At 65.6% G+C, this 12479-nt stretch carries 10 protein-coding genes; all 10 read left to right on the top strand.

The genetic code is table 11. The annotated features are described in order from the left end of the window. The first annotated feature begins 62 nt into the window (after window positions 1-62). The 10 genes from BXE_RS05825 (at window position 63) to BXE_RS05870 (ending at window position 12469) form a co-directional block, all read left to right on the top strand. On the top strand, window positions 63-176 hold the full coding sequence (locus BXE_RS05825) for a hypothetical protein (RefSeq protein WP_007175652.1): 114 nt from the start codon (window positions 63-65) through the stop codon (window positions 174-176). Beyond that, the gene (gene kdpF, locus BXE_RS05830) at window positions 173-265 is read left to right on the top strand and encodes a K(+)-transporting ATPase subunit F (protein ID WP_011487462.1); all 93 of its coding nucleotides are present in this window, start codon (window positions 173-175) and stop codon (window positions 263-265) included. Before BXE_RS05825 ends, kdpF begins: the two co-directional genes overlap by 4 nt. Further along, a complete protein-coding gene (kdpA, locus tag BXE_RS05835; protein ID WP_011487463.1) occupies window positions 262-2067 on the top strand; it encodes a potassium-transporting ATPase subunit KdpA in 1806 nt (601 codons plus the stop codon). Before kdpF ends, kdpA begins: the two co-directional genes overlap by 4 nt. A 52-nt stretch (window positions 2068-2119) precedes the next feature. Next, entirely contained in the window at window positions 2120-4204 is a 2085-nt protein-coding gene (kdpB, locus tag BXE_RS05840; RefSeq protein WP_011487464.1) for a potassium-transporting ATPase subunit KdpB, read from the top strand. A gap of 27 nt (window positions 4205-4231) precedes the next feature. Continuing rightward, window positions 4232-4810, top strand: coding sequence for a potassium-transporting ATPase subunit KdpC (gene kdpC / locus BXE_RS05845; protein WP_011487465.1), 579 nt, complete (start codon window positions 4232-4234; stop codon window positions 4808-4810). Between the two features lie 220 nt (window positions 4811-5030). Beyond that, window positions 5031-7865: a DUF4118 domain-containing protein gene (locus BXE_RS05850; RefSeq protein WP_011487466.1), complete on the top strand. Its 2835-nt coding sequence runs from the start codon at window positions 5031-5033 to the stop codon at window positions 7863-7865. Then, a complete protein-coding gene (gene kdpE / locus BXE_RS05855) occupies window positions 7858-8556 on the top strand; it encodes a two-component system response regulator KdpE (protein WP_011487467.1) in 699 nt (232 codons plus the stop codon). The genes BXE_RS05850 and kdpE overlap by 8 nt, the downstream gene beginning before the upstream one ends. A gap of 155 nt (window positions 8557-8711) precedes the next feature. Further along, entirely contained in the window at window positions 8712-9032 is a 321-nt protein-coding gene (sugE, locus tag BXE_RS05860) for a quaternary ammonium compound efflux SMR transporter SugE (RefSeq protein ID WP_007175645.1), read from the top strand. A gap of 246 nt (window positions 9033-9278) precedes the next feature. Then, window positions 9279-9890, top strand: a complete 612-nt coding sequence (locus BXE_RS05865) for a DUF4126 domain-containing protein (protein WP_007175644.1) — start codon at window positions 9279-9281, stop codon at window positions 9888-9890. After that, window positions 9887-12469: an ABC transporter permease gene (locus BXE_RS05870; RefSeq protein WP_011487468.1), complete on the top strand. Its 2583-nt coding sequence runs from the start codon at window positions 9887-9889 to the stop codon at window positions 12467-12469. Before BXE_RS05865 ends, BXE_RS05870 begins: the two co-directional genes overlap by 4 nt. Window positions 12470-12479: the final 10 nt, after the last annotated feature.

Consider the following 12479-nt stretch of genomic DNA (forward strand, 5'->3'; position numbering starts at 1 on the left):
CGCCCTTTACGCGGTTCGGCATAACGTTGCACCTATCCAAAGTCCGTGAATGGAGAACAAAAATGGATGTGCTGTATGTCGGGGGGCTGGTGCTGTTCGCCGCACTGACCTTTGCATTGATTGCCGGCTGCGAGAAGTTGATGCAGTTCCGCCGTGGTCAGGGAGCTCGCTCATGAACTGGATTCTGTGGTTGTCCGGCGCGGCGACCGCGCTGCTGTTCGTGTATCTGGTCTATGCGCTGCTGCGCGCGGAGGACATTGAATGAACTCGAACAATGTCCTGCAGGCGGGCCTTTTCATCGTCGTGCTGCTGGCAGCCGCGGTGCCGATGTCCCGCTATCTGGGCGCCGTGATGGACGGCAGTTCGCGCGTGGTCCGCTTCGGCGGTCCTGTCGAACGTTTGCTGTATCGCATCGCGGGCGTCGATCCTGCCACGGAAATGAGCTGGAAGCACTACGCGATCGCCACGATCGCGTTCAACACGCTCGGCGTGGCGTTTCTCTACGTGCTGCTGCGCGTGCAAGGCTGGCTGCCGGGCAACCCGCAGCAGTTCGGCCCAATGACCGTGGATGGCGCGTTCAACACGGCGGTCAGTTTCGTGACCAACACGAACTGGCAGGATTACACGCCTGAACAAACCGTCGGCTATCTGACGCAGATGCTCGGCTTCACCGTGCAGAACTTCTTTTCGGCCGCGACCGGCATCGTGGTGGTGATCGCGTTGATTCGCGGCTTTGCGCGCCACACCGCGCAAACCATCGGCAATTTCTGGGTCGACCTGACGCGTGTGACGCTGTACGTGTTGCTGCCCATGTCGGCGATCCTCGCGGCGCTGTTGATGAGCCAGGGCGTGATCCAGAACTTCAAGGCGTACGAAGACGTGCCGACCTTGCAGACCACCACTTATGCCGCGCCGAAGCTCGACGCGCAAGGCAATCCGGTGAAGGACGCGAAGGGCAATGCGGTGACGGTCGATACGCCGGTAAAAACGCAGACGCTCGCAATGGGTCCGGTTGCATCGCAGGAAGCGATCAAGATGCTCGGCACCAACGGCGGCGGCTTCTTTAACGGCAATTCGGCCCATCCGTATGAAAACCCCACGCCGTTCTCGAACTTCCTGCAGATCTTCTCGATCCTGATCATCCCTGCGGGGCTGGCACTGGTGTTCGGCCGCATGATCGCGGACCGCAAGCAGGGCGTGGCCGTGCTCGCCACCATGACGATTGCGTTTGCCGTCTGCGTATTCGGCGAAATCAGCGCGGAGCAGACCGGCAATCCGGCCATCACCGCCTTGCATGTCGATCAGTCGGCCAATGCGTTGCAGTCGGGCGGCAATGCGGAAGGCAAGGAAACGCGCTTCGGCATCGCGCAGTCGGGCATCTTCACGGTCGCGACCACCGCGGCTTCGTGCGGCGCGGTCGCCAACACGCACGACTCGCTCACGCCGATCGGCGGCCTCTATCCGATGCTGCTGATGCAACTGGGCGAAGTGATCTTCGGCGGCGTGGGTTCCGGCATGTACGGGATGCTCGTGTTCGCACTGCTGGCGGTGTTCGTGGCGGGCCTGATGATCGGCCGCACGCCGGAATACGTCGGCAAGAAGATCGAAGCGTACGAGATGAAGATGGTGTCGATCGTCGTGCTGCTTACGCCGCTGCTGGTGCTGGTGGGCACCTCGATCGCGGTATTGAGCGACGCGGGCAAGGCCGGCATTCTCAACCCCGGCGCGCACGGTTTCTCCGAAATCCTCTACGCGTTCAGCTCGGCCGCCAACAACAACGGTAGCGCGTTCGCCGGTCTCACCGTGGGCACGCCGTTCTACAACTGGCTCACGGCGATTGCGATGTGGTTCGGCCGCTTCGGCACGATCGTGCCGGTGCTCGCGATTGCCGGCTCGCTCGCCGCGAAGAAGCGCATCGGCGTGACCGGCGGCACGCTGCCCACGCATGGACCGCTGTTCGTCGTGCTGCTGCTCGGCACGGTGCTGCTGGTCGGCGCGCTGACTTATGTGCCTGCGCTCGCGCTGGGTCCTGGTGTCGAGCATCTGATGATGATGGGCGCCCATTGAGACCCGCGATGAAAACGGGTGAGCACGCGCAAACGGGAAATTCGAGGATTCAATGACTGAACATAATGCAACCAGGTCCATGTTCGACCCGGCGCTGGTGCGCCCGGCGATCGTGGACTCCTTCAAGAAGCTCACGCCGCGCACGCAGTTCCGCAATCCGGTGATGTTCTGCGTGTACGTGGGCAGCATTCTCACCACCATTCTCTGGATCGCCGCGCTCGGCGGCCAGGCCGAGGCGCCCGCGGGCTTCATTCTCGCGGTCACCTTGTGGCTGTGGTTCACGGTGCTGTTCGCCAACTTCGCGGAGGCGCTCGCCGAAGGCCGGTCGAAGGCCCAGGCCGCGTCGCTGCGCAGCGCGAAGAAAGACGTGATGGCCAAGAAGTTGAACGAGCCGCATCCGAAGTCGCCGATCCGCATTCTGACGGCTTCCGACCTGCGCAAGGGCGATGTCGTGCTGGTCGAAACCGGTGACGTGATTCCGGCCGACGGCGAAGTGGTCGAAGGTGTCGCGTCGGTCGACGAGTCGGCGATCACGGGCGAATCCGCGCCGGTGATCCGCGAGTCGGGCGGCGACTTTTCGTCGGTGACGGGCGGCACGCGCGTGCTGTCGGACTGGATCGTGGTGCGCGTCACGGCGAATCCGGGCGAGGCGTTCCTCGATCGCATGATCGCGATGGTGGAAGGCGCGAAGCGTCAGAAGACGCCGAACGAAATCGCGCTGACCATTTTGCTGGTCGCGTTGACGATCGTGATGCTGCTGGCCACCGCCACGCTGCTGCCGTTCTCCATGTTCTCTGTCGAAGCCGCGAAAGCGGGCCACGTGGTGACGATTACCGCGCTGGTCGCGCTGCTGGTGTGTCTGATTCCGACCACGATCGGCGGCTTGCTGTCCGCGATCGGCGTGGCGGGCATGAGCCGGATGATGCAGGCGAACGTGATCGCCACCTCGGGCCGCGCGGTGGAAGCCGCCGGCGACGTCGACGTGCTGTTGCTCGACAAGACCGGCACCATCACGCTCGGCAATCGCCAGGCTTCGCAGTTCGTGCCGGCGCCGGGCTTGACGGAAGAAGCGCTCGCGGATGCCGCGCAACTGTCGTCGCTTGCCGACGAAACGCCGGAAGGCCGCAGCATCGTCGTGCTGGCGAAGCAGCGCTTCAATATCCGTCAACGCGATATGGCTTCGCTGCATGCCGTGTTTCTCGCGTTCACCGCGCAAACGCGCATGAGCGGCGTCGATCTGCCTGGCCGGGAAATCCGCAAGGGCGCGGCCGACGCAGTGAAGAACTATGTCGAAGCGAATGGCGGCCGGTTCCCGAACGAAGTCAGCAACGCCGTGGCCGAAGTCGCCCGCCGTGGCAGCACGCCGCTCGTGGTCGCCGAGAAGGGCGAGCAGGGCGCGCGCGTGCTCGGCGTGATCGAGCTGAAGGACGTGGTGAAGGGCGGCATCAAGGAGCGTTTCGCCGAACTGCGCAAGATGGGTATCAAGACCATCATGGTGACGGGCGACAACCGGCTGACCGCGGCGGCGATTGCCGCTGAAGCCGGCGTCGACGATTTCCTCGCCGAAGCCACGCCGGAAGCGAAGCTCTCCACGATTCGCGCGCACCAGGCCGAAGGCCGCCTCGTGGCAATGACGGGCGACGGCACCAACGACGCCCCGGCGCTCGCGCAGGCCGACGTCGCGGTGGCGATGAACACCGGCACGCAGGCCGCGAAGGAAGCGGGCAACATGGTCGACCTCGATTCGAATCCGACCAAGCTGATCGAGATCGTCGAGATCGGCAAGCAGATGCTGATGACGCGCGGCTCGCTCACCACGTTCTCGATTGCCAACGACGTCGCCAAATACTTCGCGATCATTCCTGCCGCGTTCGCCACGACCTATCCGGCGCTGAACGCGCTGAACGTGATGCATCTGGCCACGCCGGCCTCGGCGATCATGTCGGCGGTGATTTTCAACGCGCTGATCATCGTGCTGCTGATTCCGCTGGCGCTCAAGGGCGTGCGTTATCGCGCGCTGGGCGCGGCGATCCTGCTGCGCCGCAATCTGCTGATTTACGGTTTGGGCGGGATCATCGTGCCGTTCATCGGCATCAAGCTGATCGATATGGTGCTGGCCGCATTCGGTTGGGTCTAAGCGCTTGTTCAAGAGGAATCATTCATCATGAAAAATCTGTTCCGTCCGTTGATCGTGCTGTTCGTGGTGCTCGCCGCGCTCACGGGGCTCGCCTATCCCGCGGTGATGACCGCTTTCGGTCAGGCGGTCTTCCACGATCAGGCCAACGGCAGCATGCTCGAACAGGACGGCAAGGTGGTCGGCTCGAAGCTGATCGGCCAGCAGTTCGATGCGCCGCAATACTTCTGGGGCCGCCTGTCGGCTACCAGCCCGATGCCGTACAACGCGCAGGGGTCGAGCGGGTCGAACCTCGGCCCGACCAACCCGGCGTTGCTCGACGAAATCAAAGGCCGTATCGACGCGCTGAAGGCGGCCGGCACGGATATGTCGAAGCCGGTGCCGGTCGATCTGGTGACGTCGTCGGGCAGCGGTCTCGATCCTGAGATCAGCCCGGCCGCCGCGGCTTATCAGATCGAGCGCGTGGCCAGGGCTCGCAAGCTCGCGCCGAACGACGTGCAGGCCCTGGTGGACCGCTATACGAGCGGCCGTCAGTTCGGCATTCTGGGCGAGGCGCGCGTGAACGTGCTGCAATTGAACCTGGCGCTGGATGAGATGAAGCGCGGTTGATCGACAAGGCGTAGTGCTTCGCTTCACAAAGGCGGCGTCCGCGCGACCCCGCCTTTGCCTTTTGACGGCGCGGTGCTACGGTGCCGTTCGCGGTGGCCGCCATTTGCGGTGGCCGCCATTTGCGGTGTCCACCACAAGCGGTGTCCACCATTTGCGGCCGCGCCGCCGCCGTGCCACCATGCAGAGACTGACGCTCGCCCAACGATGAAAACCACTGAGCATGAACCGCCCCGATCCCGATGAGTTGCTCGACAAGCTGCAACGCGACGAAGAAAAACGTCAGCGAGGCAGGCTGAAGATTTTTTTCGGCGCGTCGGCGGGCGTCGGCAAAACCTATGCAATGCTGCAGGCCGCGCGCCGCCGTCACGACGAAGGCGCGGACGTGGTGGTCGGCATTGCCGAAACGCATGGCCGCAGTGAAACCGCGGCGCTGCTCGAAGGCCTCGACGTGCTGCCGCTCGCGCAGATCGAGTATCGCGGCCGCAAGCTCGGCGAGTTCGATCTCGACGCCGCGCTCGCCCGCAAGCCGCAACTGATCCTCGTCGACGAACTCGCGCATTCGAACGTGCAGGGCGCGCGCCATCTGAAGCGCTGGCAGGACGTCTACGAACTGCTCGACGCGGGCATCGACGTCTATACGACGGTCAACGTCCAGCACCTCGAAAGCCTGAACGACGTGGTTGGCCAGATCACCGGCATTCGCGTCTGGGAGACGGTGCCGGACCGCGTATTCGATAGCGCCGACGAAGTCACGCTGGTCGACCTGCCCGCCGAGGAACTGCTCGACCGCATGCGCGACGGCAAGGTGTATTTGCCGCAGCAGGCCGAGCGCGCGGTGCGCAACTTTTTTCGCAAAGGCAATCTGATCGCGCTGCGCGAATTGGCGCTGCGCCGCACCGCGGACCGTGTCGACGCGCAAATGCGCGAGTATCGCGCCGACCGCTCGATCCGGCGCATCTGGCAGGCGCGCGAGCGCTTGCTGGTGTGTGTCGGCCCCGGTCCGGAAGCGCCGATGCTGGTGCGCGCGGCGGCACGCCTTGCCGCCAGCCTGAAGGCCGACTGGATCGCGGTTTATGTCGAGACGCCCGCGTTGCAGCGCTTGCCGGATGCGCGTCGCGAACGCACGCTGAACGCGCTGAAACTCGCCGCCGAACTCGGCGCCGAAACCGCGACACTGGCGGGCGCCGACGCGGCCACCGCGTTGATCGGCTATGCGCAGGCGCGCAACGTATCGAAACTGGTGGCCGGCGCGTCGGCGCGCACGGGTGCGGAGCGCTGGCTGCGCCGGCCGCTCAGTGAACGGATCGCCGAAAAGGCGGGCGATCTCGATCTCACGCTGATTCGCGCTTCGTCCGGGCGCGACGGCGGCGAGCATCGGCATCTGCTGAACACCACCGCGAATGCGTGGCGCGAGGCGCTGAGCGCGGCGCGCGAACGCCGCTCGCCGCCGCGCGCCTATGCTTTCGCGCTGGCGATCTGCGCGGCCATCACGCTGCTCGCGAGCCAGCTGAGCGACCATATCGATCTGACCAACCTCGTCATGCTGTATCTGCTCGGCGTGATCTTCGCCGCGGTGAAGCTCGGGCGCGGGCCGGGTGTGGTGCTGTCGTTCATGAGCGTGGCCGCGTTCGATTTCTTTTTCGTGCCGCCGCGCATGTCGCTGTCGGTCTCCGATACGCAGTACCTGTTGACCTTCTTCGGCATGCTGCTGACTTCGCTGGTGATCAGCCATCTCACGTCGAGCTTGCGCCGCGAGGCGAGCGTGGCGCGGCGCCGCGAGCAGCGCACCGGCGCGATGTACGCGATGGCGCGCGAACTGGCCGCGGCGTTGACCACGGAGCAGATCGTCGGCATTGGCAGCCGTCATGTGAGCGAGGTGTTCGGCGCGCGCGTTGCGATTCTGTTGCCGGACAGCGTCGATCAGGTGAAGCAGAAGATCGAGGATCCCGACGCGGCGGTCACGCTCGAAGGCGAGATGCTCGATAGCGATGTCGGCCAGTGGGTCTACGATCAGCAGAAGCCGGCCGGCCACGGCACCGACACGCTGCCGGCCGCCGCCGCGCTATACCTGCCGCTCAAGGCGCCGATGCGCACGCGCGGCGTGCTGGCGGTCGTGACGCGCAACGAGGGTGAACTCGACGTGCCCGAGCAGCAGCGTATGCTCGACGCGTTCGCCGCGCAGATCGCGCTCGCGCTGGAACGGGTGCACTACGTGGATATCGCGCGCGATGCGCTCGTCAACATGGAGTCGGAGCGTTTGCGCAACTCGTTGCTGTCGGCGATCTCGCACGATCTGCGCACGCCGTTGACGACCATCGTCGGCTTCTCGTCGATGCTCGCGCAATCGCCCGACGCGCAGCCCAACGCCGAACTGGTCGAAGCGATTCACGAGGAAGCGCTGCGCATGACCGGCATCGTCACGAATCTGCTCGACATGGCGCGTCTGCAGGCGGGCAGTCTGCAACTGAATCAGCAATGGACGCTGCTCGAAGAAACCGTGGGCGCCGCGCTGCGTGCGTGCAAACGCGTGCTGGCGAATCATCCGGTGCAGGTGAAGCTGCCCGCCGATCTGCCGCTCCTGCATCTGGACGCTGTGCTGATGGAGCGGCTTTTCTCCAACCTGTTCGAAAACGCCGCCAAATACACTGCGCCGGCCACGCCTTTGACGATCGGCGCGCAGCGTCTCGACACGGACGGCAAATCGTTCGTGCGCGTGACCGTCGACGATAACGGCCCCGGCCTGCCCGCCGGCATGGAAGCGCGCGTGTTCGAGAAATTCACGCGCGGCGAGAAGGAATCGGCAAAGCCGGGCATCGGTCTCGGACTTGCGATCTGCCGCGCGATCGTGGAAGCGCACGGCGGTACAATCGGCGCGCTCAATCGCGTGTCGGCGAACGGCCATGTGGAAGGCGCGCGCTTCTGGTTCACGCTGCCGGTGGAAACCCCGCCCGAGGCACCGGATGCACTGGAAGACGAAGGCGCCGATGCCTTGACGCATGTCGATACCGACAGCGAATCAACTCCTAACCCGTTTGCCAAGCCCAGCCATGACTGACCCCAGCATCACCGTCGTCCTGATCGAGGACGAAAAGCAGATTCGCCGCTTTGTGCGAACGGCGCTGGAAGGCGAGGGCATCGTCGTGCACGACGCCGAAACCGGCAAGCAGGGTCTCGTCGAAGCCGCGACGCGCAAGCCCGATCTGGTGATCGTCGATCTCGGCCTGCCCGACACGGACGGTCTGGACGTCATCCGCGAACTGCGCGGCTGGAGCGAGCTGCCGGTAATCGTGCTGTCGGCGCGCACCCAGGAAACCGAAAAAGTCGCGGCGCTCGATGCCGGCGCGGACGACTACCTCACCAAGCCGTTCGGCGTGTCCGAACTGCTGGCGCGAATCCGCGCGCATATGCGGCGGCGCAATCAGGGCGGCGCGAACGAATCGCCGCAGGTGCGCTTCGGCACGGTGACCGTCGATCTGGCGTTGCGCCAGGTGAGCCGCGACGGCGCGGCCGTCCATCTGACGCCGATCGAATACCGGCTGCTCGCCACGCTGGTGCGCCATGCAGGCCGCGTGCTGACACACCGCCAGTTGCTGCGCGAGGTGTGGGGGCCGTCGCATGTCGAGAGCCATCACTATCTGCGCATCTATATGGCGCATCTACGCGGCAAGCTGGAGCGCGACCCGGCGCAGCCGGAACATATCATCACGGAAACCGGGGTCGGCTACCGGCTGGTCGGCGCGGTCTGACGCTGGGTGGGGAATTTGCCACGGCCGGCGTGCTCCTGTTGCAGCGAGCCGTCGGCCGCGGCTCTACGGCGATGTGGGTATAATTTACGGTTCGTAAGGACGACCTTGCGTTTTCACGAACGGGGACGGCCCCATCTGATCATGGAGCTTGTCTCATGTCCTGGATTCTTCTGTTGATTGCCGGTTTGCTCGAGGTTGCATGGGCCGCCGGTCTCAAAACCTCCGAAGGTTTCACCCGTCTCTGGCCTTCCGTGTTCACGGTCGTGACCGCGCTCGGCAGTTTCGCGCTGCTCGCCATTGCCATGCGCCAGTTGCCGCTCGGCACGGCCTACGCGGTGTGGACGGGCATCGGCGCAGTCGGCGCGTTCATCTTCGGGATCGTGATGATGGGCGAGGCGTTGAGTGTTGCGCGGGTCGCCAGCGCGGCGCTGATCGTGATCGGATTAATCGGACTGAAGCTGTCTTCCGGCCATTGAGCGCGGCATTTCAACCTGCTGCCGGGCGTATTCAGCGGGTCCGCCGGCGCCCGCTTCGAGCTCGCCATTTATTCGCCGCTCTGCGTTCTGCGAATTAACGTGGCTATAATGAGACTGAATCCAACCTGAAATTGCCCGCGGCCCATTTGGCGCGGCGGCTTGGCGCGGGTCTGACGATTTCGGCGCGGCTCCTCCACTATTGGCCCGTCGAAGCGCCCGGCACGCACAGCGCGCCCGGAGGCGGCCATGCTTGAATCACTTTCGCTCGCTGCGGGCCTCTCATGGGGCAGCGGTCTGCGCCTCTATCTGACGGTCCTGCTGGCCGGCGTATTCGCCCGTCTCGGCCTCGTCCATCTTCCCGATACGCTGTCCGCGCTGTCTTCGCCGTGGGTGATCGGCGTGGCGGGCGTGCTGACCGTCACCGAATTCCTCGCCGACAAGATCCCCGCGTTCGATTCGCTGTGGGACGCGGTCCATACCTTCATCCGCATTCCGGCGGGCGCCGTGCTGGCAGCCGGCGCGCTCGGCCATGCCGATCCGGCGCTGCTGACCGTCGCCGCGCTCGCGGGCGGCACGCTGGCGGGCACGGCGCATCTCGCCAAGGCCGGCACGCGCGCACTGATCAACCTTTCGCCGGAACCGGTGTCGAATGTCGTGACCTCGACCGCTGAAGACGGGCTCGTGTTCGGCGGCATGCTGCTCGCGCTGTTCGTGCCGCTCGTCTTTCTGGTGTTGATGGTGGGCTTCCTGATGCTGGCCGGCTGGGCATTGCCGCGGCTCTGGCGCGGGGTGCAGGGCGGTTTTCGCGGCATGGCGACGCACATGGTGTCGCGCTTTGCCAGGAGCAGGCACGATTGAGCGATACGGTACGGGGTTCCACGGCGCGCACGGCTTCACCTTCGGCACGCCGGTTCGGCGGTATGGATCTGTTGCGCCAGTCCGTGCGCATGACGTCGCGCGACTGGCGCGCGGGCGAATTGACGATGCTGCTGCTGGCGCTGGTGCTGGCCGTGGCGGCTTTGTCGAGTGTCGGCTTTCTGGCTGACCGTCTGCACCAGGGGCTCGAGCGCGACGCGCGGCGCATGATCGCCGCCGACTTCATCGTGCGGGCCGATCATCCGGTCGATCCGCAATTCGCCGCGCAAGCCAGAGCGCTCGGTCTGGACACCGCCAGCACGGCGATCTTTCCCAGCATGATCAATTCGACCGGCGCGCAGCCGGTCTCGCGGCTCGCCGCCATCAAGGCGGTGTCGCCGGGTTATCCGTTGCGCGGCGCGTTGCGCATCGCCCCGGCGCCGGGTGCGGCGGACTATCCGGCGCGATCGATTCCGCCGCCGGGCGTCGTGTGGGTCGATCAGGCGCTGCTCGACGCGTTGAAGCTGCATGTCGGCGATACGGTGAAAGTCGGCAACCGCAACTTCACGATCGGCGCGGTGATCACGCGCGAGCTCGACCGCGGCTTCTCGTTCGTCAATTTCTCGCCGCGCCTGATGCTGCGCGTCGACGACGTGCTGTCCACCGGCCTCATCACCTACGGCAGCCGCGTGACCTATCGCCTGCTGGTCGCGGGGGCGGACGAATCGGTGGCGCGTTTCGCGCAGTTCGCGCACGAGCGGGTGGACGGCGGCAAGATGCGCGGCGTCGCGCTCGAATCGTTGCAGGACGGCCAGCCGCAAGTGCGCCAGACGCTCGACCGCGCGAGTCACTTCCTCACGCTCGTCTCGCTGCTCACCGCGTTGCTGGCGGCCGTGGCGATTGCGATGGCCGCGCATCGGTACATGCGCCGGCATCTGGACGGCTGTGCGGTGATGCGCTGCCTCGGCGTCAGTCAGACGACACTGCGCGCGCTCTTCACGCTCGAATTCGTGGGGTTGGGTTTGATCGGCGGCGCGCTTGGCGTGGCGCTCGGTTATCTGGGGCATCTCGCGCTGCTCACGTGGCTCGGCAGTCTGATCGATGTCGCGCTGCCGTATCCGACCGCATGGCCGGCGCTCGAAGGCATCGCAGCCGGTCTCGTGCTGTTGCTGGGCTTCGCGCTGCCGCCGCTGTTGCCGCTTACGCGCGTGCCGCCGGTGCGCGTGCTGCGCCGCGAATGGGGCGAAGCGGGGCGCACGGCGTGGGCGGCCTATGCGCTCGGCATCGTGCTGTTCGCCGCGCTGCTGATCGTCGCGGCGGGCGAACTGAAGCTCGGCGGGATCGTGGCGGGCGGCTTCGCGGGCGGGCTGCTGGTGTTCGCGTGCATCGCGCGGCTGGCGTTGTGGGGCGCGGCGCGGCTCGTGCGCAGCGAGCGCGTGAATGCGGGGATCGGCTGGCGTTATGCACTGGCCTCGCTCGAACGGCGCAGCAGCGCGAGCGCATTGCAGATCACCGCGCTCGGCATCGGCCTGATGTGCCTGTTGCTGATCGCCATGACGCGCAATGACCTCGTGGCCGGCTGGCGCAAGTCGACGCCGCCCGACGCGCCGAACGAATTCATCATCGACATCCAGCCCGATCAGCGTGACGCCGTGACGCAGTATCTGGGCGCGCACGGCTTACCCGGCACGGTGCTTTCGCCGATGGTGCGCGGCCGGCTGACGGCGATCAATGGCAAGCCGGTCAATCCGGATTCGTTCAAGGGCGACGACGCCAAACGTCTCGTGGACCGCGAATTCAATCTGTCGTACACCACCGAGCTGCCCGACGACAATCGCCTCGCCGCCGGCACGTGGTACGGCGACACGAAAACGCCGCAGATTTCGATCGAGCAGGGACTGGCCAAACTGATCAACGTGAAGCCCGGCGACGTGCTGCGTTTCGACGTGACCGGCTTGCAGATCGACGCGCCGGTTACGAGTGTGCGCAAGCTCGACTGGGGTTCGTTCAAGGTCAACTTCTTCGTGCTGATGCCGCTCGCCGCGCTGCAGGATTTCCCGGCGACGTTCATTACCAGCTTCCATCTGCCGCAGGAAAAGCAGTCGATCATCGACGGCCTGATCGCCGCCTATCCGAACCTCACGGCGATCGATACCGGGCCGATTCTCGCGCAGGTGCAGCGCGTGCTGCAGCAGGTGATCGGCGCGGTGCAGTTCCTGTTCGCATTCACGCTCGCAGCGGGCGTGCTCGTGCTGTACGCGGCGCTCGCCGGCACGCGCGATGAGCGCATGCGAGAATCCGCGCTGCTGCGCGCGCTGGGGGCGTCGCATCGTCAGGTGCGCTCGGTGCAGATCGCCGAGTTTGTCGCGGTAGGCGCGCTGGCGGGGCTGATGGCGGCGGCAGGCGCGCAGGCGATCGGCTACGTACTGGCAACGCGCGTGTTCGAGTTCTATCTGAGCTTCGATCCGTGGCTGCTGCCGGCGGGTATCGCCGCCGGCATAGCGTGCGCCGGCGTGGGCGGCTGGCTGAGCTTGCGGCATGTGCTGGCGCGGCCCGCGTTGCAATCGCTGCGGGACGCGTGAATTCTTATTT

The organism is Paraburkholderia xenovorans LB400 (genome assembly GCF_000013645.1).
GTDB lineage: Bacteria > Pseudomonadota > Gammaproteobacteria > Burkholderiales > Burkholderiaceae > Paraburkholderia > Paraburkholderia xenovorans.